This window comes from Streptomyces sp. NPDC005393, assembly GCF_040606675.1.
Classification (GTDB): domain Bacteria; phylum Actinomycetota; class Actinomycetes; order Streptomycetales; family Streptomycetaceae; genus Streptomyces.
The window spans coordinates 27,374-50,089 of sequence record NZ_JBEXFG010000003.1; the positions used below are offsets into that span (position 1 = coordinate 27,374).

Consider the following 22,716-nt stretch of genomic DNA (forward strand, 5'->3'; position numbering starts at 1 on the left):
GTGCTCACGATCGGACAAATGGTGAACCGGATGCGGATGTGGTCCGTAGAGGGTGGTGAGTCGCCGGGGAATCCCACGCCCCCGTGGCTCGATCCGGGTATTCCCGACCCGGCACGCTGCCGCTCCGCGGTGCTCTCCCCGTTGGGCCCGGCGGAGCGGCAGTCTTTATCCTTCCGCCGTTTTCGTCCTATATGGGTGGGTACCCGCTCGGCTCTGACAGCGGAGGTGTCCCCTATGCCTGGACGTGAAGAGCTTCCTTCCACGCTGGAGCGTTCGCCCGAGGACGCCCAGCGCACCTGGATCAAGGCCCATGACTCGGCCGTCGACCAGTACGGCGAGGGCGAACGAGCCCACCGGGTGGCCTATGGAGCTCTCAAGCACACGTACGAGAAGGTCGGCGACCACTGGGAGCGCAAGGAGAAGGGGCGCAAAGGGCCCTCCGACCCCCGGTCGGCGCGTCCGCGGCAGCTGGGCGGCCGCACCGGCGAGGGCGTCGACGAGCAGGCGAGCAAGCAGCATCTGTACGACGTCGCGAAACGGCTGGGCGTCGAGGGCCGCTCGGGGATGAGCCGGCCGGAGCTGCTGGACGCCATCCGGAGGCACAACCGCAGACACACCCGGCGGGCCCGGGAGGAGGACGGATGAGTACACACGACGAATTGCCGCTGCCCGACTACGACCATCTTCCGCTCAGCGCACTGCAGCACCGTATCCGCCCGCTCACCGCCGATCAGCTGCGGCAGCTGCTGGAGTACGAGCGCGCGCACGCCGACCGGCTCCCGGTCATCGAGGTGCTCACGGCACGTCTGCGCCAGCTGGAGAGCGGCGCCACTCCCTCGCCGGGCGAGCCGGATGCCGGGCCGGTCCCCGAGCGGCCTCCGCCCCCGAGGGGCGGTTCGCCGGTGACGCCGCAGACATCGGCCGAGCCGAGTCCTCCTCCGCACCACGGCCATCCCGACCGCCCGGGGCAGTCGAAGTGAACCGACCCCAGGGGGCCGGGGCCCGGGCGAGCCGAGGGGGTGCCGGGCGGGTTCAGCCGGTGGCCCGGCCGCCTCTGCCGCCGCGCCCGCCCTCGCCCTGGACGGCCCGCGTCTCCGGCAGCAGCTCCCGGATGTCGCTCGGCAGCACCCCGTACACCTTCTCCATCAGCTCCGGGTCCACGGCGGAGTCCAGCACCTCGAAGAAGGCGCTCGCCTCCCGCAGCGCCTCCTCCTCGGAGCTCTCGATGCGCCAGGCGATCCGGCCCGCGAAGCCGGTGAGGTCGAACCGCTCACCGTGGTCGCGCCGGTACGCCCGCTCCTCGGGCGAGCCCTCGTGGGACGCGGCGACCCGGCGGAGGGGCTCCGCCGCCTCGGTCGGCAGCTGGGCCGCCATATGGACCGCCAGTCCGTCCGGAATCCGCTCGGCGAGGGTTTCGAGCGTCGCGCGCACGGTCCGCTCGGCGGACTGCCGGTCCGGCAGCTGTGCGAGGGCCTGGACCTGACCCGTCAGTTCTTCGTAGCGCATGATCGGCGCCCCCTTGGTTGAGTGCCCGGCTCACCGCCGGGTGCCCAGCGCCGCCGCCCCGAACCGCCGGCCCGAGTCACTGTCCGGGGGTGCGGGAAGCCGGCGGCGGCCCCAGGACCCGGGTGCCCGGACCGACGTGGCCGCCGGGGCCCGGGAGCTGCTGGGTGGTGCTGTGCACCGTGAGGGGGTCGCCGCAGGACGCCAAGCCGCGGGTCACCTCTCTCGGATACGCCCGCGGGGGTGAGCCCCGGGCGCCGGTCCGGCCGCCCCGGAGCACACTGGGCACTGTGACGGAGAAGCGCAGCGCCGGAATCCTGCTGTTCCGCGGTACGGGCCCCGACCTTGAGGTGCTGCTCGGCCATATGGGAGGCCCCTTCTGGGCCGCGAAGGACGAGCGCGCGTGGACGGTGCCGAAGGGCGAGTACGAGCCGGACGAGACCCCGGTGGCCGCGGCCCGCCGGGAGTTCCAGGAGGAGCTCGGGCTGCCGCCGCCCGACGGTGAGCTCCTTCCGCTCGGCTCCGTACGGCAGAGCGGCGGCAAGCTCGTCACCGTCTGGGCGCTAGCGGGCGACCTCGACCCCGAGCGGGTCACTCCGGGCACCTTCACGATGGAGTGGCCCAAGGGGTCCGGCCGGATCCAGGAGTTTCCCGAGCTGGACCGGGCCGCCTGGTTCGATCTCGACACCGCCCGTCGGAAGATCGTCGCGACCCAGGAGCCCTTCCTCGACGGGCTCGAGGAGCTGGTGAACGGAGCGGAGCGCTCGTAGAACGGGGCGGATCGCCCATGGCCCTCACCGCGCGCGGTGCGCGGCTACCGTGAAGAGGGGGCCGTGCGGGATGCCGCGCTGAAGGCGCTGAAGCCGACGGAGGCACGGTGGGCATGGAGAGCGCGAGGAGTTCCGAGGACCTGCCCCGGCTGCGGCTGGACGAGCTGCTGGAGGAGCTGCGGGTACGCATCGACGTGGTGCGCGGTACCCAGGACCGGGTGCACAGCCTGCTGGAAGCGGTGTTCTCGGTCGGCCGGGAGCTGGATCTGTCGCATGTGCTGCGGCGGATCGTGGAGGCCGCCGTGGTGCTCGTGGACGCCGAGTACGGGGCCCTGGGGGTCATCGGCGACGATCAGCGGCTGGCCGAGTTCCCGCCGGTGGGCGTCGGCAAGGAGCAGACCGAGGCGATCGGCTCGCTGCCGTCCGGCCACGGCATCCTCGGCGAGTTGATCCGCCGCCCCGAGCCGCTGCGCCTGGCCGAGCTCTCGGAACATCCGGCGTCCTACGGCTTTCGGCCGAACCATCCGCCGATGCACTCGTTCCTCAGGGTGCCCATCCGGGTGCGGGAAGAGGTGTTCGGCAATCTCCATCTGACCGGGAAGCGCGGCGGTAAGGAGTTCGACGGCGAGGACGAGACGGTACTGTCCACCCTGGCCGTGGCCGCCGGGGTGGCCATCGAGAACGCCCGGCTGTACGAGGAGGCCCGGCACCGCCAGCGCTGGCTGGAGGCGAATGCCGAGGTCACCAAGAGCCTGCTGTCCGGCGTGGACGAGACGAGGGTGCTCGAGCTGATCGTCGAGCACGCCCGCCGGATCCTCTCCGCCGATCTGGGCGTGCTGATGCTGCCCGTCACCGGCTCCGACGCACTGGAGGTCCGGCTTGCGGCGGGGACCGACGCCGAGGCCCACCGGGGTCTGGTGCTGCCCTGCCGGGGCACGTTCGCCGGAGCCGCCTTCACCGCCTCCGAGCCGGTCACCAGCACCGATGTCGAGAACGATCCGCGGATCACCGTCGGGCCCCCGCGCTGGGGCGGACTCGGCCCGGCCGTCGCGGTGCCGATGCGCACCAGCGACGGGGTGGGCGGGGTGCTGTCGCTGGCCCGCGCCGTGCGCAGCCCCGCCTTCACCCAGATGGAGACCGACACCCTGCTCGGCTTCGCGGGCCAGGCGGCGATCGCGATGAAGCTGGCCGAGCGGCGGCGCGACGCCGAGCAGCTCGCGCTGCTCGAGGACCGCGACCGGATCGCCCGCGATCTGCACGATCTGGCCATCCAGCGGCTCTTCGCCGCCGGGATGACGCTGCAGAGCACCGTGCGCTTCGTCCAGCATCCGGAGGGCTCCGAGCGGCTGCTGCGGGTGGTGGACGACCTGGACGACACCATCAAGATCATCCGCTCGACGATCTTCGGGCTGCGATCGCATGAGGCGGGCCCCGCCGTCCAGGGCCTGCGCGTCCGCACGGCCAAGACCATCGAGGAGGTCGTGCCCGCGCTCGGCTTCACCCCCTCGCTGCGCACCGAGGGGCTGGTCGACACCGATGTGCCACGCCCTGTCGCGGACGACATGGTCGCGGTCCTGGCGGAGGCGCTGTCGAACGTCGCCCGGCACGCCCATGCCGGCGCCGCGGAGATCTCCCTGGTCGTGGCCTCCGGCCGGCTGACGCTCACCGTCACCGACGACGGGGTGGGCATCCCGGAGGGCGGCCGGCGCAGCGGGCTGCGGAATCTGGCCGAGCGCGCCGGGAAGCTCGGCGGTGAGCTGGTGCTCGGGGCACCGGCGGGCGGCGGCACCCGTCTGGTGTGGGACGTACCGCTGCCGGAGCGGTAGCGCGCCACCGGCACCCCTGCCGCGCGCCGCGGCCAGGGCGGGCTCCCGTCGCGGCTCGCCTTGTCTGCCGGGTCACGCCGCCCCTGTCCGAGTGCCGATCGGCGCCGGGCATCTCCTGGCCCCGCCTCACCCCGTGTGCCGCGTCCGGGCCCGGTGCCGCCGCCCTCCAGCCCGGAGTGGCCCTCTGCGCCGGGTGCCGCGCGGCTGTCCGCCTCCTCAGGTGGCCGGGCCGCGCGCCGCGTCGTCCGCCAGCACCTCGTGCGCGCCGCCGCGCGGGGTGGCCGGCCCCGTGGGCCCGTAGCCGAGCCGGATCAGCATCTGCACATGGCCGGGTGCCCGGGGGCCGTCGCTCAGCGCCCACCGCAGATCGGACCACTCCAGCGCCTGGTGCAGCAGCGAGGCCCGTACCGCGTGTGAGGTGGCCAGCAGCAGCACGTGCTCCAGCGCCTGTCCGGCCCGCAGCCAGTCGGCGCGCCGGTCGTGGCTCGTGGTCAGCACGGCGATGGTCGGGCGGCTCTCGAACACCGCGGCCGGCGGATGGCCGCCGGGGCGCCCGTCCGGCCCGTGGTAGTCGCGCAGCGGCAGCTGCCCGTCGGCGTCGCGCGGGCCGAGGGCGGCGCTGGGAATCCCGTACGGACCGGTCTCGCGGATCCAGCCGCGGGTCTCCGCGACCCGGCCCGGATCGTGGGCGTTGCGCTCCTCCGCCTCGGCGGTCAGCCGCAGCAGCCGCGAGGTCTCCTCGGGGCCCGCCGGATACAGCGTCGCCCCGTCCGCCCGTGCGGCGTCGGCCAGTTCGCACATCACCCTCGGCGGCAGCCGGCGCCCCGAGAAGGGGAAGCGGTTGCTGTGCCGTCGCCAGATCACGTCGTACAGGTCCTCGTGGTGCATGGCGCCGCCGCGGGGCGCGGCGGCCAGCCGCACCGTGGCCAGCAGATCCGGCTGGGAGCGGTACGGCAGCAGCCGGACCACCGGGTCCCAGCCGAAGTGGGCCACGGCGACCCGCAGATTGAACACGGCGGCCCCGGCGGACACGCTCAGCGCCCGCCCCATGGGGTCGGCCTGCCGCAGGCCGCGCTCCGGGGCGGCCCGGACCTCCAGGGTGAGGGTGTCGGGGTTCAGCCGGTACCGCCAGGGCTGGGTGTTGTGCATCGACGGAGCGGCCACGGCCGCGGAGATCAGTTTCTCCAGGATCGCCGCGTCGAGTGCTGCGGGCTGCATGGTCTTCTCCTCGCCGGTGGGCGCGGGCGGTTCCTCGCGCACTCAGCGTGCGGCGCGGGACGCCGGGACGGGCAGGGGCCGTTGGTCCCGGGGGAGGGTCCGGACGGTACGTGCGTATGCGTGGGCGGATGCCGTCAGGGGCGCGGGGCGGGTCTCGCCACGCGCTCGTCCGCGGTGCGCGGGTCCGAGTGGGTCGCCAGCACCGCCGCCTGGATGCGGCGCTCGACGCCGAGCTTGGCCAGCAGCCGGGAGATATGGTTCTTGACCGTCTTCTCGGACAGATAGAGCCGCTTGCCGATCTCCCGGTTGGTCAGCCCCTCGCCGATCAGCGCCAGGATCTCCCGCTCGCGCGGGGACAGCCCGGCCAGCACCTCGTCCCTGGGCTCCTGCGGGATGGTGTCACCGCGCAGGGTGCTCATCAGCCGGGTGGTGGTGGCCGGGTCGAGCATCGACTGGCCGGACGCGACGGTGCGCACCGCGGAGACGAGGTCGGACCCCTTGATCTGTTTGAGGACATAGCCGGCCGCCCCGGCCATGATCGCGTCCAGCAGGGCATCGTCGTCGTCGAACGAGGTGAGCATCAGACAGGCGAGACGGGGCAGCCGGGAGCGCAGCTCGCGGCAGACCGTGATGCCGTCCCCGTCCGGCAGCCGGACGTCCAGGATGGCGACGTCGGGCCGCAGCGCGGGGCCTCGGGCCAGTGCGTGGTCGACCGTTCCGGCGTCGCCGACCACCTCGATGTCCGGTTCGGCGTCCAGGAGATCGTGCAGTCCGCGCCGGACGATCTCGTGGTCGTCGAGCAGGAACACTCTGATCGGTGTCGGTGTCGCCGGTGTTTCCCGTGTCTCGGTCATGGCGCCCCTCGCACCGTCGTCGGCTGTCCTCGCCGCCTGTCGCCCGGCCCCCGCACAGGATCGTGGCGCACCCGCCGACACCGCACCAGGGCCGAACGGGCCCCTACGGCGCGGCGAGGGGACCGAAAGACCCCCGGCACAGGGGGCTGCCCGGCCCTCGTTTCCCGGCTCCCGCACATGCGACGGTCGCGGCATGGGCACGGAAGTGCGGGGGCCGCGGATGTGGCGGTGGCGGCGCAATCCGCTCAGACGCCGCTCGGATGTGATCGAGGCGTGGGTCGTGCTGGTCACGGGCCTCGTGATGGCGGTCGGCGGCCCGGCGGCGGGGGTGGCCGCGGGCAGCGCCGTGGACGAGGCCCTGCGCCAGGAGCGCGCCGACCGGCACCGGGTGCCCGCGGTGCTGAAGGAGGACGCCCCCACCGCGACGCCCGCCGCCGACGGTACGGGCACCTCCCGGGTCCGCGCGGTCGTCCGCTGGACCGGCCCCGACGGCGCCGTCCACACCGGAACGGCGCGGGTCCACGAGGGGCGGAAGGCCGGTGACGCGACGGCGGTCTGGACCGACGGACGGGGCCGTCTCGTCCAGCAGCCGCCCACCCCGGAGCAGATCGCGACCCGGTCCGTGCTGGCCGGTGCGTCGGCGGCGGCCGGCGTGGGCGCGGTGTCGCTGGCCGGGCGCGGGGTCGTGCGGTGGCGGCTGGACCGCAACCGCACGCAGGAGTGGGGGCGGGCCTGGGCCGAGGTCGGACCGCGCTGGAGCCGCCGGCACAACACCTGAGCCGCCGTAGGGCCTGTCCGGCTTTGAGAGTGCCGATCTTCTCGGCCGCGGGCCCCGGTGCTAGTCGGATGCTGACGTCCTGGAAATCGTTCGACCCCCAGCCCTTGTCCTGGGCGCCGTACGCTATCGCCGGCCGGTCGGAGGCTGTCGCCGCGGAAGGCATCACGCTGACGTCGGCGAACGCGACAACCGTAGGCCCCTTGACGCCCCTCGATGGCGTATTCGACGCGCGGCTCGCCGAGGTCGACGGGAGCGGGGGGGACGGTGACGTGGGGGCTACGGCCGCTGCGCGGCGGGCGGCGTGGCCGTCAGCTGGTTCTCGAAGTCCACGACGCCCTCGATCGCGCGGATGAGACGGGCCGCCGCCGGGATGAGGACGGCCTCCCTGACCTGCCCGGTGAGGGTGACCACGCCCTCGTTCACGCTCACCCGGACGGTCTGCCCCGCGGCCGGGAAGAGATGGGCCACCACCTCGTCGCGCACCTCCTCCTCGATCTCCTCGTCCGGCCGCAGAAAGACCTTCAGCAGATCGGCGCGGCTGACGATGCCCTCCAGACGGCCCTCCTGGTCGACCACCGGAAGCCGCTTGACCCGCCTATGGGTCATGATGCGGGCGGCCTCGGCGAGCGTCGCGCTCGCGTGCACGGTGATGGCGGGGGAGGTCATCAGCTGATCGGCGGTCACCGCGCCCGCCTTGACGGCGTCCGGGAGTTCGCGCGGCTGGGCCACGCGCGCCGGATCGCTGTCCCGGAACTCCTCCTTGGGCAGCAGGTCCGCCTCGGAGACCACGCCGATGACCCGGCCCTCGCCCGCCAGCACCGGCAGCGCGCTCACCTTCCACTGCTCCAGCGTTCTGACGATCTCCTTGAACGGCGCTTCGCCGCCGACGGCGACGACGGTATGGGTCATCACATCGCTCACGATGTGCGAGGTCCGGTGCACGGGGTCCTCCTTGCCTTGGGTATCAGCGGGCCGAGCCGCTGCCGTAGGGCCCGTAGAGGTCCAGCAGCCGGTTACGGGTCGAGCGCAGCCGCCGCCCGACCACGCCCGCGACATAGGCGGCCAGCGCATGGCCCAGCACCGGGTCCTCGTCGCAGAGGGCACGCACCGCCGCCGCGTCGAACTCCTCGGCGCGCACCGGGGTGACGGCCTCCGCCCCCAGATGCCAGCGGCACGGCGGGACGATCCATGACCAGCCGAGCAGATCGCCGGTGCCCAGGGTGTCCACGGTCGGCGCCTGCCGGCCCGGGACATGCACATCGAGGGCGACCCCGCCGCTGCTGATGATCCAGAAGCGGTCGGCCGGACCGCCCTCCTCGAAAACGCGGGTGCCGATGGGGAAGCAGACCTCTCGGGCGAGGCGTATCAGCTGCTCGCGGTGGTCCGTCGGCACGGCGGCCACCACCCCGTTCCTGGTGATCATCGAGGCCCCTTCTCCAGATGTCCGCAGATGTTCCGTCATGACCATCGTGGAAGCGCGCCACCCCTCCCAGGCAGGGGCCGAGCGGCCCCTGAGCCGGTCCGCTCGGCCTCGCCGTCCGCGGCCAGCCGGTGCTCGATCCGATGGCGCACCTGGCCCGCCAGCCGGGCCAGCGAGGGGGAGGTCGCCGGCCGGGGCGCGACGGGATCACGGATCCGCCGGGCTTTCGGCGGCAACACCGCCAGATCGGCGGTGAACCGCTCCCGCGCGCGCTCGAGCGTGTCGGTTGCCGTGGTCCGCCGGCCGGCCCGCATCACGGTCTCCAGCAGCGGGGCGGCGCCGTGCGGCTGGGGCTCGTCCCGTTCGCCGATCACATCGGCATAGCCGGGGCGGCGCCACACCTGCTTGGCGCCCGGGGCCGTGGCCTTCGCCGAGGACAGCTTCATCACCGGCTCGCCGTCGTAGGCGACCAGCTTGTACGCGCTGTCGAGATACGGGACGTCGGCCGAGACCCCGACGCGGGTGCCGACGGCGAAGGTGTCGATCGGCGCCCCGGACCGGACCAGGTCCTTGACGGCGTACTCGTCGAGCCCGCCGCTCGCGACGATCCGGACCTCGGGCAGCCCCGCGTCGTCGAGGATCCGCCGCGCCAGCACCGCCAGCGCGCCGAGGTCGCCGCTGTCCAGCCGGACCGCACAGCCGGGGCCGAGGCCCAGATCGCGCAGCACCCGCGCGGCGGTGGCCACGCCGGTCGCGGTGTCGTACGTGTCGACCAGGAAGGTCACCGGACCGGGGTGGGTGCGCACGAACGCCCGGAACGCCGTCTCCTCGTCCGGGAACGCCTCGATGTACGAGTGGGCCATGGTGCCGATGGCGGGAATCCCGTAGGCGGTGGCCGCCGCGACATTGCTCGTGCCCGCGAACCCGGTCATGGCGCCCAGCCGGGCCGCCTGCATTCCGGCCTGCGGACCGTGGGCGCGGCGCAGCGAGAAGTCCACGACCGGGCGCCCGTCCGCCGCGAGCACGCACCGGGCCGCTTTGGAGGCGACGGTGGTCTGGTGGCTGAGCTGGTTCAGCAGATACGTCTCGACCAGCTGGGCCTGCGGCAGCGGCGCGGTCAGCTCCAGCAGCGGCTCCCCGGCGAGCACGATCCGGCCCTCGGGCACCGCCCGCACCTCGCCGTCGAAGCCGAGCCCCAGCAGGGGGGCGAGGTCTTTGTACGGACGGTGGAGCGCCGCCGCGAACGCCTCGACGTCATCCGGCCCCACCCGGAAGCGGGACAGATAGTCCAGCGCCGGTTCGAGCCCCGCCGCGACCAGGAAGCCCCGCTCGGGCGGGAGTCCACGGACGTACAGATCGAAGGTGGCCGGGGCGGTCATGCCCTCCCGCAGATACGACAGGGCCATCGTCGCCTCGTAGAGATCGGTGGTCATCGCGTCCGACATCGTGGTCTCCTCGCCGCCCGCCGCCCCTTACGGGACGACCGCCACCGGACACGGCGCGTGGTGCACGGCGGCGTGGGCCACGGGGCCCAGCCGCGGGACGGCGGTGGACTCCGACCCGTCCCGGCCGAGGACCAGCAGTCCGGAGCCCGCCGCGGCGTTCACCACGGCGCGCGGGGCGCGCTCCGAGGTGACGTCCTCGGCCACCCGGACGCCCGGGTACCTCTCGCGCCAGGGGCGCACCGCCGCGCTCAGCGCCCTGGTCTCCTCGTCCGTCCGCCGGGCGCCCGCGTGCACCGCGCGCAGCCCGCCGCCGCGCCGGGCGGCGGCGTCGAAGGCGAACTCCAGCACCGCGTCGCCCGGCCGTCGCAGGCCCAGCGCCACGGTCACATCCGGGCTCGGCTCCTGGTCGTCCGCGTGCACCAGGACCATCGGCCGGACGCCCCGCGCGAGGACATACCGGCCGGTCGAGCCGAGGAGGAACCCGCCCACGGTGCCGTGCCCGCGCGAGCCGAGCACCAGCATCTCGGCGTCCCGGGCCGCCGCCAGCAGCGCGGGAGCGGTCTCCCGCGGCACCAGCTCGGCCGTCACCCGCAGCCCAGGGTGGGCCTCGCGCAACTCGGCGACCGTGTCGGTCAGCAGCCGCCGCGCCCAGTAGTTCCGGTCGTGCTCCCGGGGGACGTCCGGGACCGCGGGCGCGAGCAGCACCCAGGCGTGGACGAGGCGCAGCGGCAGATCGCGCAGCAGCGCCTCGCGCGCGGCCCAGTGCGCGGCGTGCGGGCTTTCGGGAAAGCCGTCGATGCCGACGGTGATGGTTGGTCGCATGTCCCTCTCCGCTGGCTGTCTCCCTGCCTCTCTGTCCTCTCCGTCCGGACTCCTGCCTCCTGTGGCGGTCCGGTTCAGGTCGCCTGGATCCGGCGGCCGGTGATGCTGTGGGGATCGATGCGCAGCCACATATCGCGGCTGCCCCCGGGCCAGGGGGTGCTGTACGCCTGCTCCGTCAGCCGCTGTACGGCCGCCGGCTCGGTGATCTGCCGGGCCCGTCCGATGACGAGCACGCTCCAGCCCTGGCTGAGCGCCGGGTCGATGTGGTCCACCTCGAAGGCGATCTCGGCGCCCGCGGCCGCCGCGGGGGAGGCGTCGGGCGCGGTCCGGAAGACCACGGCGTCGTCGATCATGCTGTAGTTGACCGGGATGATGGCGGGCCCCCGCGAGGTGGTCACCGAGACCCGGCCCACCCCATGGGTGGAGAGCCGGTCCCGGCACTCCTGGGGGCTCAGCTCCACCAGTTCGGGGTGGTACCCGGCCCGGCCGAGGCTGGGCGGCAGGTCCACCCCGCCGCCGAGCAGTTCGGCCGGGGTGAGGTCCACCGCCGCGGCGATCCGCAGCAGGGATCCGGCGCTCGGTTCGGCCGGATACTCCTCCAGGTACCGCACATAGCCGGGCGAGGTGCCCGCCCGTTCCGCCACATCGTCCCGGGAGATACCGAGCTCTCCGCGCCGCAGCGCCAGCCGCCGTCCGATGTCGCCCGGGCCCCCGATGGGCCGGATGGCCGCCGTGCCGGGCCGCGACGGTGTGGTCACTACCGCTCACCTCCCCGGGTCATCAGCGGCCGGTTGGTGCCGCCGAGTGCGATCTTGATGGCGCCGGTGTCGGCCGCGCGGGAGAAGACGTCGTACGCCTCCTCCATCCGGTCCAGCTCGAAGAGATGGGTGATGAGCGTGGACGCGGGCAGCCGCCCGGCGGCCAGCATGGACAGCAGCGTGGGGATGGAGTACGTGTCGACCAGCCCGGTGGTGATCGTCACGTTCTTGTTCCACAGCTTTTCCAGATGCAGGGTCGCGGGCCTGGTGTGCACCCCGACATTGGCGAGCCGGCCGCCCGGCCGCACCATGCGGGTGCAGGTCTCGAAGCTCCGCGGGGTGCCCACGGCCTCGATCACCACATCGGCGCCGAGCCCGTCGGTGAGGTCGTCGACCAGGCGCTCCGGGTCCTCGGTGGCGTCGGCCACCGCGTCGGCGCCGACCCGCTTGGCCGCGTCCAGCCGGGCGGGCGCCAGATCGACGGCGATGATCCGGCCGGGGGAGAAGAACTCCGCCGTGGCGATCGCGGCGAGCCCGACGGGCCCGGCGCCCACCACCGCGACCGTATCGCCCGGCCCTACCCGGCCGTTGAGTACGCCCACCTCGTAGGCGGTGGGGAAGATGTCCGCCAGGAGCACGGCGTCACGGTCCTCGGCCGAGCCGGGCAGCGGATGGACCGAGAGATCGGTGAAGGGCACCCGGACGTACTCGGCCTGGGTGCCGTTGATCGAACGCCCCAGGATCCAGCCCCCGCCGCCCCGGCACTGCCCGTACGCGCGCTCCCGGCAGAACCGGCAGTGGCCGCAGGCCGAGATGCAGGAGATCAGCACCCGGTCGCCGGGGCGCACGCTCCGTACCTCGGCGCCCGTCTCGACCACCTCGCCGACGGCCTCGTGGCCGAGGACCGTACCGGGCCTGACGTCCGGCACCTCGCCGCGGAGGATATGCAGATCGGTGCCGCAGATGGTGACGGTCTCGATCCGCACGATCGCGTCGGTGGGGTTCTCCAGATCGGGGTCGGGCACCTCCTGCCAGGAGGCCGACTCCGGTCCGTGGAAGACGAGTGCTTTCATGGCCTTGCCTCTTCTCCGCTTCTTCCTCGTCTCGTCGGCTTGTCTTCTCGTCGTCTCGTCGTCTCGTCGTCTTGCTCGTCCCGCCGTCTCGTCCGCCGCCTCCGCCGGGCGGCCTCAGCGCTGGGGGACCACCGCGACCGGGCAGGCGGCGTGGTGTGCCACCGCCTGGGCGACCGGCCCGAGCCGGGGGCCGAGGCCGGAGCGGCGTGGAGCGCGGCCCACGACCAGCAGTGCCGTCCCCGCCGCCGCGCCCACCAGCCGGCGGGCCGGGCTGTCGGACGCGATCTCCGCGAAGACCCGCACGTCGGGGAAATTGTCCCGCCACGGCGCCAGCACCTCCTCCAGTGCGTGCGCCGCCTCATCGCGGGCGTCGCTCAGGCCCACATCGACGACCCAGGGCGCGGAGCCCCGGATCGCGGGGACCCGGCCGGCGTGGACGGACCGCAGCGCGGCGCCGCGCCGGGCGGCGGCGTCGAAGGCGAACTCCAGCACGTCCTCGCACGGACCCCGCGGCTCCACGCCCACCACCACATCGCCGTGCCGGGCGTCGGGCCTGTCCGCCCGCACCAGGGCCACGGGGGTGACGGCGCGGGCGGCGAGCTCCACGCCGACGGAGCCGAGGAAGAAGCCCGCCACCGGTCCGATCGAGCGCGATCCCACGACCAGCAGCTGGGCCCGCTCCGCCTCGGCCAGCAGGACGGGCGCGGGGTAGCCGGGAATCTGGGCGGTTGTGAGCTCCATGTCCGCGTGGTCCGCGCCCAGCTCGGCCAACGCCGAGCTCAGGGCCTGTTCGGCCCAGTAGCGCCAGGCCGTCTCCCGGCCCGGGGTCAGCGCCGGCTGATCGGGTCCCGGCCAGGCGTTCACCAGCCGCAGCGACGCGTCGCGCAGCAGGGCCTCATGGCCGGCCCAGCCGGCGGCGGCCAGGCTCTCGGGAGAACCGTCCAGTCCGACGGTGACGGGGCGCGCCATGGCTGCTGCCTCCTCTCCGGGCGGGGCGCCGGGCGCGGCGCCGGGGGCCGCCCGCTTCTCGCGGGCCCTGATTGCGCGGTGCGCGGTAACCCATCGGGTCCGCTTCTCCGCGTCTGCTGGACGCCCCCGGTGCCACTTCCACGGCACCACGGCGGGCGCCGTGTACGACAGGGCCGACCGGTCCCGGACGGCCCTGTCGTACGAGGTCATCCGGCCCTTTCGGGCCCAGGGGGTGTCTCGTGGATCAACCAGGGGACAACCCCTACTCGCCGACCGGGATCAGCACCACCGGGCAGTGCGCGTGGTGCAGCACCGCGTGGGTGACCGGGCCGAGCTGCATCCCGAGCCGGGCCGTGCGCCGGTGCACGGCCAGCACCAGGACGTCCGCCGCCCGCGAGGCCTCCACCAGCGCCTGGGCCGGGGCGCTGTGGACCGTGTGCTCCCGGACCCGCACCTGCTCGAACTCCTCGCGCAAGCCGGCCACCACGCGATACGTCACCGCCTGCTCGTGCTCGGCGCGCAGCGCCACGACCTCCCGTGAGGGCAGCGTGTGATCGCCGCCGAAGACCCGGGGATGCGTCCACGCGTACAGCACACGCAGCCGCGCCCCGCGCCGGATCGCCTCCTCGAACGCGAACCGGGCCGCCGACTCGTCCGCCCCGCTCTCGATCCCGACCAGGACCTTGCCATGGCCCTCGGGCCCGTACGCGGCCGGGATGTCGCCGCGCACCACCAGCAGTGGGCGGCGGGTGTGGGCGGCCAGCCGCAGCCCGACCGAGCCGAGCAGCAGCCCGGTGAAGCCGCCGAGGCCCCGGGTGCCGATGACGATGAGCGAGGCGTCCTGACCGATCCGCAGCAGCTCCGGCACCGCGTCCTGCGCGGTGAGGGTGGGCACGATCCGCAAGCCCGGGTCCTTCTCGGAGGCCCGTGCCACGGCCAGCCGCAGTACGGTCCTGGCGACCTCGACCGGGGGCCGCTGCGGCTCGGTCTCCGCGTCGAAGGCGAGCGGGTCGGCCCGGGCCCACGGCCAGGCGTGCACGATCTCCAGCGTGGCGTCGCGCCGCCGCGCCTCGGCGACCGCCCGGTCCAGCGCGTTCCACGCGCTGTCGGAGCCGTCGAGGCCCACCACGACCCGGCCGTCCTGCGCCGGCCTGCCGGGAGCCGTCATCGCACCGCACCTCCCCGGCCGGCGGAGTCGTCGACGCGGTAGGTGAGGCGGTCCACGACGGCCACCACCCCGTCCACCTGGCCAGCCATCCGGACCGCGATGGGGATCTCGCTGTGCCGGTCCAGCTCTCCCTCCAGCCGTACGACCCCGTCGGTCACCGTGACCGTGACGGTCTGCGGCACGAGCCACAGCGAGCGCACCAGCACCTCGTCGATCACCTCCTCGCGGATCTCGTCGTCCGGGCGCAGGAAGACCCGCAGCAGATCGCGGCGGGTGACGATGCCGATCAGCCGGTCCTCCTCGTCGATGACCGGAAGCCGTTCGATCCGATGGCGGGCCATGGAGCGCGCGGCGTCCACGATGGTGTCCTGGGGGCGCACGGTGACGGCGGGCCGCGACATCAGCTGTCCGGCGGTCCGGGCGGGTTCGCTCAGATCGGTCCCGGTGATCACGCCGACCACCTTGTCGTCCTCGTCCACCACGGGCAGCCCGTTGATGCGGTGCCGCGCGAGCAGCGCGCTCACCTCCTCGAACGAGGCTCCGTAGCCGACCCGGACGACATCGTCGGTCATCACGTTGCCGATCTTGCGGTGCTTCATCCATGCCTCCCCAATCCCGCTCCCAGCCTCCAATGGCGCCCCCGCCGGCCTCTTGGGCTGCCCGGGGTCCTGTCGGGGCCGTTCGGCCCGCGCCGAGCGCCCTGGGCCGAACGACCCCGGGCGGGGCCGAATCGCCCCTCGCGCCGGGACCCCGGGGGCGCGAGGGTGAAAGACACCGGAGGCACCGGACCGAGCGGACGGTGCGCGGAAGGCGGTGGGAACGGTGGAGCTCCCCCTGGTCGTGGGCGTCGACGGATCGCACTCCAGCCTCCAGGCGGTGGACTGGGCGGCGGACGAGGCGGCCCGGCACGGGTTGCCGCTGCGCCTGGTCTACGCCTCGCTGTGGGAGCGGTACGAGGGCATCAGACCCGCCACCGACCCCGAGCGCCCCTGGGAGCAGGTCATGGCCGACCGGATCGCCGCCTCCGCCGCGGAGCGCGCCGCACGGCGCCGGCCCGATGTGAGGATCTCCACCGAGGTCCTGCCCGAGGACCCCGTCTCCGCGCTCCTGAGCGCGGGCCAGGATGCCTCCGGCGTCGTCACCGGCTCGCGCGGCCGGGGCGAACTCGCCGGACTGCTCCTCGGATCGGTGAGCCTCACGGTCGCCGCCCGCGCCCCCTGCCCGGTCACCGTCGTCCGGGGCGGAGAGCCCAACCGGCGCGGCGCCTTCGGCCGGATCGTGCTCGGTGTGGGCGAGGGGGCCGGGCCGGCGGCCGCGATGCGGTTCGCCTTCCGCGAGGCCGAGGCGCGCGGCTGCGAACTCACCGCCGTACGGGCCTGGCGCTGCCCGGCGGGGGAGGTGACGGACGATCTGATGATCTACGGGGACCCCGTCCGCGCCCACTGGGACCGGGCGGAGCGGATGCTGGAGGACGCGCTGCGGGGGCCCGAACGCGACCACCCCAAAGTCACCGTCCGCCGCGAGACCGTCGAGGGATCGGCCCGCAAGGTGCTGCTCCACGCGGCGGCCACCGCCGATCTGCTGATCCTCGGTGCCCGCCGGCGGCACGGCCACGCCGTCGGCCTCCAGCTCGGCCGCGTCGCCCATACGGCGCTGCACCACGCACCCTGCCCGGTGGCCATCGTGCCGGAGCCCGGCTGATGGGACCGCTGCGCGCCACACCGGGTACGTATCCCGGAGACCCAATGAGGGAGAGAGGTCCATGCCAGACGCACCGACCACCGCGACGAGCGGGCTCGCCGACGACGAACTCCACGCCCTGGACGCCCACTGGCGCGCCGCGAACTACCTCGCGGCGGGCCAGATCTATCTGCTGGCGAACCCGCTCCTGACCGAGCCGCTGCGCCCCGACCACATCAAGCCCCGGCTGCTGGGCCACTGGGGCACCTCACCCGGACTCAACCTCGTCCACACCCATCTGAACCGCGTCATCAAGGCCCGTGACCTGGACGCGATCTGTATCTGGGGCCCCGGCCACGGCGGCCCCGCCGTGCTCGCCGGCTCCTGGCTGGACGGCAGCTACTCCGCGATCTACCCGGACGTCAGCCGGGACGCGACCGGTATGGCCCGGCTCTTCCGCCAGTTCTCCTTCCCCGGCGGCGTGCCCAGCCATGTCGCCCCCCAGATCCCCGGCTCCATCCACGAGGGCGGCGAGCTCGGCTACTCCCTCGCCCACGCCTACGGCGCGGCGCTGGACAATCCCGATCTGCTCGTCGCCTGCGTCATCGGCGACGGCGAGGCCGAGACCGGGCCGCTGGCCACCTCCTGGCACGCCAACAAGTTCCTCGACCCGGTCCACGACGGCGCCGTCCTGCCGATCCTCCATCTCAACGGTTACAAGATCGCCAATCCGACGGTGCTCGCCCGCCTCCCCGAGCCCGAACTCGACGATCTGCTGCGGGGATACGGCCATGAGCCCATCCATGTCGCGGGCGACGACCCGACCGCGGTGCACCGGGCCCTGGCGCGCGCCATGGACCAGGCCCTGGACCGGATCGCCCTGCTCCAGGGCACGGCCCGCGAGGAGGGCGTCGCCGAGCGCCCGCGCTGGCCGGTGATCGTGCTCCGTACGCCCAAGGGCTGGACCGGCCCGGCGGAGGTCGACGGGCTCCCCGTCGAGGGCACCTGGCGCGCCCACCAGGTGCCGCTGCCGGGCGTCCGGGAGAACCCGGAGCATCTGCGGCTCCTGGAGCGCTGGCTGCGCTCGTACCGGCCCGAGGAGCTCTTCGACACCGACGGCAGGCCCCGGCCGGAGGTCCTCGCCTGCGTCCCGGACGGCGACCGCCGCCTCGGCGCCAATCCGCACGCCAACGGCGGGCTGCTGCTGCGTGATCTGCCGCTTCCCGCCCTGGAGTCGTACGCGGTCCCCGTCGACAAGCCCGGCGCGACCCTCCACGAGCCGACCCGCGTCCTCGGCGATCTGCTGGAGAAGGTCATGGAGGACAGCGCCGCCCGCCGCGACTTCCGGGTCGTCGGCCCCGACGAGACCGCCTCCAACCGGCTCGATGCCCTCTTCGCGGCCACCGGCAAGGCGTGGCAGGAGCGCATGCTCCCCACCGATGAGCATCTGAGCCGGCACGGACGGGTCATGGAGATCCTCTCCGAGCATCTCTGCCAGGGGTGGCTGGAGGGCTATCTGCTGACCGGCCGGCACGGCCTGTTCTCCTGCTACGAGGCGTTCGTGCACATCGTCGACTCCATGGTCAACCAGCACATCAAATGGCTGAAGGTCGCCCGCTCACTGCCCTGGCGGCGCCCCGTCGCCTCCCTCAACTACCTGCTGACCTCGCATGTGTGGCGCCAGGACCACAACGGCTTCTCGCACCAGGACCCCGGCTTCGTCGACCATGTGCTCAACAAGAGCCCCCAGGTCGTACGGGTCTATCTGCCGCCGGACGCCAACACCCTGCTCTCCGTCACCGACCACATCCTGCGCAGCCGCGACTACGTCAACGTCGTCGTCGCGGGCAAACAGCCCTGCTTCGACTGGCTCGACCTCGACCAGGCGCGCGCCCACTGCGCCCGCGGCGCCGGGAGCTGGGACTGGGCCGGCACCGAGAGCGGCTCGGGCGAGCCCGATGTGGTGCTCGCCGCCGCGGGCGATGTGCCGACCCAGGAGGTGCTCGCGGCCGCCGGGATCCTCCGCCGCCATCTGCCGGACGTGGCCGTACGCGTCGTCAACGTCGTCGACATGACCCGGCTACTGCCCCAGGGCGTGCATCCGCACGGGATGCCGGACGCCGAGTTCGACGCCCTGTTCACCCGCGACAAGCCCGTCATCTTCGCTTACCACGGCTATCCCTGGCTGGTGCACCGGCTGGCCTACCGCCGGGCGGTCCACCCGCACCTGCATGTGCGCGGCTATGTGGAGTCGGGCACCACGACCACGCCCTTCGACATGGTCGTCCGCAACGACCTGGACCGCTACCGCCTGGTCATGGACGTCATCGACCGGACCCCGGGGCTCGCGGTGCGCGCCGCGGCCGTGCGGCAGCGGATGCAGGACGCCCGCACCCGCCACCACGCGTGGATCCGCGAACACGGCACCGATATGCCCGAGGTCGCCGAATGGTCCTGGACGGGGTAGCCCGTCCGGTGTGGCTCAGCCGGCCGGGAAGTGGCGCTCCAGATACCGGTTCCGGAACGTGCCCTTGGGGTCGTGCTCCGCCAGCAGCCGCCCGAAGTCGGCGGCCCGCTCGTACGAGGCGGTGATCCGCTCCGGCGCGGCCGCGGTCAGTTTGCCCCAGTGCGGCCGCGCCCCGAGCGGCAGCAGCAGTTCCTCCATCGCGGCCACCACACCGATCACCGCCTCGTGGTCGGGGACCCAGGTGAAGTGGAAGGCGACGCTGTCCCGGCCGTACGCGGGGCTCAGCCACAGCTCGTCCGCCGCGACCGTACGGACCTCGGAGACCTGTACGACGGGGGCGATCCGGTCGCCGAGGCCGCGCAGCGCGGCGAAGGCGTCCCGCGCCGCCTCGCGCGGCAGCAGCAGCTCCGACTGGAGCTCATCGCCGTTGCTGGGCGTGAAGTCCGGCCGGAAGTGCGGCAGCCGCTCATGCCAGGGCCCCGGCGCGCCCAGCTGCTCGGTGCAGTGCAGCGGCGGCATGGCGGGGACGGGATGGTGGTGGCGGTCGGCCGGGCGGGCGCCCAGCCACGGCTGTCCCGGCTCCGGCGGGCCGGGCCGGTCCGTACGGCATTTCAGCCACACCACCCCGTCGCCCGCCTGCCAGTCGGTGAAGACGCTGACGCTGTACGCGGCGCCGAAGATCTCCTCGAAGCTGTCGTCCAGCCGGTCCAGCGGGAGCCCGGTCCACACCCACTGGGCCACCTCGTACGCCGGCTCGATGTCCAGCGTCATCCCGGTGACGACGCCGAGCCCGCCGAGCCCCACCACCGCCCCGTTCAGGCGGTCCGCCGCGGTGTCCCGGCGCAGCTCGGTGATCTCGCCCCCCGGGCCGACGATCTCCAGCCCCGCCACCGCCGCCGCCAGACAGCGCTGGGTGTTCCCGGAGCCATGGGTGGCGGTGGCGCAGGCCCCGGCGACCGTGATGTGCGGCAGCGAGGCGAGGTTCGCCAGCGCGTAGCCCTTCGCGTGCAGGGGCGCGGCGACATGGGCGTAGCGCATGCCCGCGGCGATGGTCACCGTCGAGCCGTCGGGGGCGATCTCGATCCGGTGCGGCAGCCGGTCCAGGCTCACCAGATCGCCGTCGGTGTCGGCTATGCGGTTGAAGGAGTGCCCGGTGCCCAGGGCGCGGACCCGGTCGGCGGAGGCGACGATCCGCCGCAGCTCGGCGAGCGTTTCCGGGCGGTGCAGCCGGGCCGCTGTGAAGGTGATGTTCCCTGCCCAGTTCGTCGGGGCTCCGGTGGTCGGCATCCGCGTGGTCCTGATTCTGCTGGAGGGTCGCGGCCCTGTCCGGGGCCCTGGGCGACATGGCAATGACCTTGGTACAGGGCCGCACCCCGATCCGTACAGACCCGGGTGCCGCCCGCCGTGCCCCGGACGGTCCAGCAGAACGGGCCACCGCGCCGCCGCCCGCCCACCATGGGCCCATGACTGAGCCAAAGCGGATCCGCCCGAGGTCGGGCCTGGTCGGCGAACTCTGCGCGGAGTTCGCCGGAACCATGATCCTCATTCTCTTCGGCTGCGGTGTCGTCGCTCAGGTCGTGGCCGGCGGCGCCCTCACCAAGCCCCCGGGCGGGCTCGGCGACCACGACTCCATCGCCTGGGGCTGGGGGCTCGGCGTCACGCTCGGCGTCTATGTCGCGGCGCGGCTCAGCGGCGCGCACATCAACCCCGCGGTCACCCTCTCCCTGGCGGCCTTCAAGGGCTTCCCCTGGAGCAAGGTCCTGCCGTACACGCTGGCCCAGACGTTCGGCGCGTTCGTCGCCGCCCTGCTGGTGCGCTGGAACTACACCGAAGTCCTGGCGGGCGCCGACCCCGGGCACACCTTCAAGACCCAGTTCGTCTTCTCGACCCTGCCCGGCAACGGCGCGCTCCCGGTCAGCGAATGGGGCGCGCTGCGCGACCAGATCATCGGCACCGCGATCCTCGTGCTGCTCATCTTCGCCGTCACCGATGTGCTGAACTCGGCTCCGAAGGCCAATCTGGGGCCGTTCATCACCGGCCTCATCGTGGTCGCGATCGGCATGGCGTGGGGCGCCGACGCCGGATACGCCATCAACCCGGCCCGTGACTTCGGCCCCCGGCTCGCGAGCTTCATCACCGGCTACCACAGCGCCTGGCGCGACCAGTACGGGAATCTCTACTTCTGGGTGCCCATCGTCGGCCCGCTCGTCGGCGGGCTGGCCGGCGCCGCCCTCTACAAGGTCCTGATCAGTCGCTACCTCCCGATGCCCGCACCGCCGGAGCCGGGCCGCACCCCCGTCCCCGAGACCTGAGCCGGCCGAGAACCCGCCACGAAAGGAGGCAGCATGCCGGAATTCGTCGGTGCGGTGGATCAGGGAACCACCAGCTCCCGCTTCATGATCTTCGATCACGACGGCAACGAGGTGGCGAAGTACCAGCTCGAACACCACCAGATCCTGCCGCGCGCGGGGTGGGTCGAGCACGATCCGGTGGAGATCTGGGAGCGCACCAACTCCGTGATGCAAAACGCCCTCCGCAGCGGCGGGCTCTCACCCGACGACCTGACCACGATCGGCATCACCAACCAGCGCGAGACCACCGTCATCTGGGATCCCCGCAATGGGCAGCCGTACTACAACGCCATCGTCTGGCAGGACACCCGCACCGACACCATCGCCGCCGCTCTCGAACGCGACGGTCATGGGGAGGTCATCCGCCGCAAGGCCGGGCTGCCGCCCGCCACCTACTTCTCCGGCGGCAAGATCAAGTGGATTCTGGAGAACGTCGACGGCGTCCGCGAGGCCGCCGAGCGCGGTCACGCCCTCTTCGGCAACACCGACGCCTGGGTGCTGTGGAACCTCACCGGCGGCCCCAACGGTGGCATCCACGCCACCGACGTCACCAACGCCAGCCGCACCATGCTGATGAACCTGGAGACCCTGGACTGGGACGACGAGCTGCTGGAGATCTTCGGCATCCCGCGCGCGATGCTGCCGACGATCAACCCCTCCTCCCACCCGGAGGCCTACGGCACGGCCCGCACCTCCCGCCCGCTGCGCACCGCGACCCCCATCACCGGAGTCCTCGGCGACCAGCAGGCGGCCACCGTGGGTCAGGTGTGCTTCGCGCCCGGCGAGGCCAAGAACACCTACGGCACCGGCAACTTCCTGGTGCTCAACACCGGCGCTGAGCTGGTCCGCTCGCGCAGCGGGCTGCTCTCCACCGTGGCGTACCAGTTCGGCGACAGCCCCGTCGTCTACGCCCTGGAGGGCTCCATCGCCGTGACCGGCGCGGCCGTCCAGTGGCTGCGGGACCAGTTGAAAATCATCAACGACGCCTCCGAGAGCGAGCGGCTCGCCCGCACCGTCGAGGACAACGGCGGGGTCTACTTCGTCCCCGCCTTCTCCGGGCTGTTCGCCCCGTACTGGCGCTCCGACGCCCGCGGCGCGATCGTGGGCCTCACCCGCTACAACAACAACGGTCATCTGGCGCGGGCCACCCTGGAGGCCATCTGCTACCAGAGCCGGGACGTCGTGGAGGCCATGGAGAAGGACTCCGGCATCCACCTCGATGTGCTCAAGGCCGACGGCGGCGTCACCGACAACGAGCTGTGCATGCAGATCCAGGCGGATGTGCTGGGCGTGCCGGTCAGCCGCCCCGCCATCGCCGAGACCACGGCCCTGGGCGCCGCCTACGCCGCGGGGCTGGCCACCGGCTTCTGGCGCGACACCGATGAGCTGCGCACCCACTGGAGCGAGTCCAAGCGCTGGGAGCCCCAGTGGAGCGAGGAGGCGCGGGAGGAGGGCTACGCGGGCTGGAAGAAGGCCGTCCAGCGCACCCTGGACTGGGTGGAGGTCCGCTAGCGGGTGTCGTGCGGGTCGCGGTTGCGGCGGCAGCCGGACGGCCGTTACCTGAGAACGTACCCGTGGAGGTGATCGAGGTGAAAGCCGTCGTCTACGAGAAGC

Annotated in this window: 22 protein-coding genes; 9 read left to right on the forward strand and 13 right to left on the reverse strand. The window is 73.3% G+C overall.

The window, feature by feature from the left end; translation table 11 throughout:
- Nucleotides 1–234: 234 nt before the first annotated feature.
- Both ABZS71_RS04645 and ABZS71_RS04650 read left to right on the forward strand, forming a co-directional pair.
- Nucleotides 235–645, forward strand: a complete 411-nt coding sequence (locus ABZS71_RS04645; protein ID WP_356207586.1) for a ChaB family protein — start codon at nt 235–237, stop codon at nt 643–645.
- Nucleotides 642–980 carry a hypothetical protein gene (locus tag ABZS71_RS04650; RefSeq protein WP_355842539.1) on the forward strand — a complete coding sequence of 113 codons (339 nt, stop codon included), beginning with the start codon at nt 642–644 and terminating at the stop codon, nt 978–980. The genes ABZS71_RS04645 and ABZS71_RS04650 overlap by 4 nt, the downstream gene beginning before the upstream one ends.
- Before the next feature lie 52 nt (nt 981–1,032).
- On the opposite strand, the gene ABZS71_RS04655 is transcribed toward ABZS71_RS04650, so the two are convergent.
- Entirely contained in the window at nt 1,033–1,506 is a 474-nt protein-coding gene (locus tag ABZS71_RS04655; RefSeq protein WP_355842541.1) for a DUF2267 domain-containing protein, read from the reverse strand.
- 287 nt (nt 1,507–1,793) lie between these two features.
- On the opposite strand from ABZS71_RS04655, the gene ABZS71_RS04660 reads away from it, so the two are divergent.
- Both ABZS71_RS04660 and ABZS71_RS04665 read left to right on the forward strand, forming a co-directional pair.
- Nucleotides 1,794–2,273 (forward strand): NUDIX domain-containing protein, encoded by a 480-nt coding sequence (locus ABZS71_RS04660; RefSeq protein ID WP_356207587.1) that lies wholly within the window; start codon nt 1,794–1,796, stop codon nt 2,271–2,273.
- A 113-nt stretch (nt 2,274–2,386) separates the two neighbouring features.
- Nucleotides 2,387–4,099: a GAF domain-containing protein gene (locus ABZS71_RS04665; protein ID WP_356207588.1), complete on the forward strand. Its 1,713-nt coding sequence runs from the start codon at nt 2,387–2,389 to the stop codon at nt 4,097–4,099.
- Between the two features lie 216 nt (nt 4,100–4,315).
- Here the strand turns inward: ABZS71_RS04665 and ABZS71_RS04670 are convergent, their stop codons facing one another.
- Nucleotides 4,316–5,317, reverse strand: a complete 1,002-nt coding sequence (locus ABZS71_RS04670) for a hypothetical protein (protein WP_356207589.1) — start codon at nt 5,315–5,317, stop codon at nt 4,316–4,318.
- Nucleotides 5,318–5,451: 134 nt separating this feature from the next.
- Nucleotides 5,452–6,171 (reverse strand): response regulator transcription factor, encoded by a 720-nt coding sequence (locus ABZS71_RS04675; RefSeq protein WP_356207590.1) that lies wholly within the window; start codon nt 6,169–6,171, stop codon nt 5,452–5,454.
- A 193-nt stretch (nt 6,172–6,364) separates the two neighbouring features.
- On the opposite strand from ABZS71_RS04675, the gene ABZS71_RS04680 reads away from it, so the two are divergent.
- Nucleotides 6,365–6,949, forward strand: a complete 585-nt coding sequence (locus ABZS71_RS04680) for a hypothetical protein (protein ID WP_355842555.1) — start codon at nt 6,365–6,367, stop codon at nt 6,947–6,949.
- 276 nt (nt 6,950–7,225) lie between these two features.
- Here ABZS71_RS04680 and ABZS71_RS04685 read toward each other — a convergent pair whose 3' ends face one another.
- The 9 genes from ABZS71_RS04685 to ABZS71_RS04725 all read right to left on the reverse strand — a co-directional run bounded on the left by ABZS71_RS04685 (nt 7,226) and on the right by ABZS71_RS04725 (nt 15,203).
- On the reverse strand, nt 7,226–7,891 hold the full coding sequence (locus ABZS71_RS04685; protein ID WP_356207592.1) for a CBS domain-containing protein: 666 nt from the start codon (nt 7,889–7,891) through the stop codon (nt 7,226–7,228).
- Between the two features lie 22 nt (nt 7,892–7,913).
- The gene (locus tag ABZS71_RS04690) at nt 7,914–8,372 is read right to left on the reverse strand and encodes a cyclic nucleotide-binding domain-containing protein (RefSeq protein ID WP_355842561.1); all 459 of its coding nucleotides are present in this window, start codon (nt 8,370–8,372) and stop codon (nt 7,914–7,916) included.
- Between the two features lie 35 nt (nt 8,373–8,407).
- Nucleotides 8,408–9,814, reverse strand: a complete 1,407-nt coding sequence (locus tag ABZS71_RS04695) for a nicotinate phosphoribosyltransferase (RefSeq protein ID WP_356207593.1) — start codon at nt 9,812–9,814, stop codon at nt 8,408–8,410.
- A gap of 27 nt (nt 9,815–9,841) precedes the next feature.
- Nucleotides 9,842–10,636, reverse strand: coding sequence for a universal stress protein (locus tag ABZS71_RS04700; protein WP_356207595.1), 795 nt, complete (start codon nt 10,634–10,636; stop codon nt 9,842–9,844).
- A gap of 74 nt (nt 10,637–10,710) precedes the next feature.
- Complete coding sequence (locus ABZS71_RS04705) at nt 10,711–11,394, reverse strand: pyridoxamine 5'-phosphate oxidase family protein (protein WP_355842570.1); 684 nt, start codon at nt 11,392–11,394, stop codon at nt 10,711–10,713.
- On the reverse strand, nt 11,394–12,467 hold the full coding sequence (locus tag ABZS71_RS04710) for an alcohol dehydrogenase catalytic domain-containing protein (protein WP_356207596.1): 1,074 nt from the start codon (nt 12,465–12,467) through the stop codon (nt 11,394–11,396). The genes ABZS71_RS04705 and ABZS71_RS04710 overlap by 1 nt, the downstream gene beginning before the upstream one ends.
- A 114-nt stretch (nt 12,468–12,581) precedes the next feature.
- Entirely contained in the window at nt 12,582–13,436 is an 855-nt protein-coding gene (locus tag ABZS71_RS04715; protein ID WP_356207598.1) for a universal stress protein, read from the reverse strand.
- A 262-nt stretch (nt 13,437–13,698) separates the two neighbouring features.
- Nucleotides 13,699–14,604: a universal stress protein gene (locus ABZS71_RS04720; protein WP_355842579.1), complete on the reverse strand. Its 906-nt coding sequence runs from the start codon at nt 14,602–14,604 to the stop codon at nt 13,699–13,701.
- Nucleotides 14,601–15,203 carry a CBS domain-containing protein gene (locus tag ABZS71_RS04725; RefSeq protein ID WP_355842582.1) on the reverse strand — a complete coding sequence of 201 codons (603 nt, stop codon included), beginning with the start codon at nt 15,201–15,203 and terminating at the stop codon, nt 14,601–14,603. Before ABZS71_RS04725 ends, ABZS71_RS04720 begins: the two co-directional genes overlap by 4 nt.
- Nucleotides 15,204–15,426: 223 nt before the next feature.
- On the opposite strand from ABZS71_RS04725, the gene ABZS71_RS04730 reads away from it, so the two are divergent.
- Complete coding sequence (locus ABZS71_RS04730; RefSeq protein ID WP_356207600.1) at nt 15,427–16,305, forward strand: universal stress protein; 879 nt, start codon at nt 15,427–15,429, stop codon at nt 16,303–16,305.
- 61 nt (nt 16,306–16,366) lie between these two features.
- The gene (locus ABZS71_RS04735; protein ID WP_355842588.1) at nt 16,367–18,751 is read left to right on the forward strand and encodes a phosphoketolase family protein; all 2,385 of its coding nucleotides are present in this window, start codon (nt 16,367–16,369) and stop codon (nt 18,749–18,751) included.
- 15 nt (nt 18,752–18,766) lie between these two features.
- Here ABZS71_RS04735 and ABZS71_RS04740 read toward each other — a convergent pair whose 3' ends face one another.
- Nucleotides 18,767–20,038, reverse strand: coding sequence for an FAD-binding protein (locus ABZS71_RS04740; RefSeq protein ID WP_356207602.1), 1,272 nt, complete (start codon nt 20,036–20,038; stop codon nt 18,767–18,769).
- Between the two features lie 176 nt (nt 20,039–20,214).
- Between ABZS71_RS04740 and ABZS71_RS04745 the strand changes: the two genes are divergently transcribed.
- A complete protein-coding gene (locus ABZS71_RS04745) occupies nt 20,215–21,063 on the forward strand; it encodes an MIP/aquaporin family protein (protein WP_356207603.1) in 849 nt (282 codons plus the stop codon).
- Between the two features lie 33 nt (nt 21,064–21,096).
- Entirely contained in the window at nt 21,097–22,614 is a 1,518-nt protein-coding gene (glpK, locus tag ABZS71_RS04750) for a glycerol kinase GlpK (protein ID WP_356207605.1), read from the forward strand.
- Nucleotides 22,615–22,716 lie beyond the last annotated feature (102 nt).

Coding starts and splice junctions, on each gene's coding strand:
- ABZS71_RS04645 (WP_356207586.1), top strand. CDS start 235: ATGCCTGGACGTGAAGAGCTTCCTTCCACGCTGGAGCGTTCGCCCGAG.
- ABZS71_RS04650 (WP_355842539.1), top strand. CDS start 642: ATGAGTACACACGACGAATTGCCGCTGCCCGACTACGACCATCTTCCG.
- ABZS71_RS04655 (WP_355842541.1), bottom strand. CDS start 1,506: ATGCGCTACGAAGAACTGACGGGTCAGGTCCAGGCCCTCGCACAGCTG.
- ABZS71_RS04665 (WP_356207588.1), top strand. CDS start 2,387: ATGGAGAGCGCGAGGAGTTCCGAGGACCTGCCCCGGCTGCGGCTGGAC.
- ABZS71_RS04670 (WP_356207589.1), bottom strand. CDS start 5,317: ATGCAGCCCGCAGCACTCGACGCGGCGATCCTGGAGAAACTGATCTCC.
- ABZS71_RS04675 (WP_356207590.1), bottom strand. CDS start 6,171: ATGACCGAGACACGGGAAACACCGGCGACACCGACACCGATCAGAGTG.
- ABZS71_RS04680 (WP_355842555.1), top strand. CDS start 6,365: ATGGGCACGGAAGTGCGGGGGCCGCGGATGTGGCGGTGGCGGCGCAAT.
- ABZS71_RS04690 (WP_355842561.1), bottom strand. CDS start 8,372: ATGATCACCAGGAACGGGGTGGTGGCCGCCGTGCCGACGGACCACCGC.
- ABZS71_RS04695 (WP_356207593.1), bottom strand. CDS start 9,814: ATGTCGGACGCGATGACCACCGATCTCTACGAGGCGACGATGGCCCTG.
- ABZS71_RS04700 (WP_356207595.1), bottom strand. CDS start 10,636: ATGCGACCAACCATCACCGTCGGCATCGACGGCTTTCCCGAAAGCCCG.
- ABZS71_RS04710 (WP_356207596.1), bottom strand. CDS start 12,467: ATGAAAGCACTCGTCTTCCACGGACCGGAGTCGGCCTCCTGGCAGGAG.
- ABZS71_RS04715 (WP_356207598.1), bottom strand. CDS start 13,436: ATGGCGCGCCCCGTCACCGTCGGACTGGACGGTTCTCCCGAGAGCCTG.
- ABZS71_RS04720 (WP_355842579.1), bottom strand. CDS start 14,604: ATGACGGCTCCCGGCAGGCCGGCGCAGGACGGCCGGGTCGTGGTGGGC.
- ABZS71_RS04725 (WP_355842582.1), bottom strand. CDS start 15,203: ATGAAGCACCGCAAGATCGGCAACGTGATGACCGACGATGTCGTCCGG.
- ABZS71_RS04735 (WP_355842588.1), top strand. CDS start 16,367: ATGCCAGACGCACCGACCACCGCGACGAGCGGGCTCGCCGACGACGAA.
- ABZS71_RS04740 (WP_356207602.1), bottom strand. CDS start 20,038: ATGCCGACCACCGGAGCCCCGACGAACTGGGCAGGGAACATCACCTTC.
- ABZS71_RS04745 (WP_356207603.1), top strand. CDS start 20,215: ATGACTGAGCCAAAGCGGATCCGCCCGAGGTCGGGCCTGGTCGGCGAA.
- glpK (WP_356207605.1), top strand. CDS start 21,097: ATGCCGGAATTCGTCGGTGCGGTGGATCAGGGAACCACCAGCTCCCGC.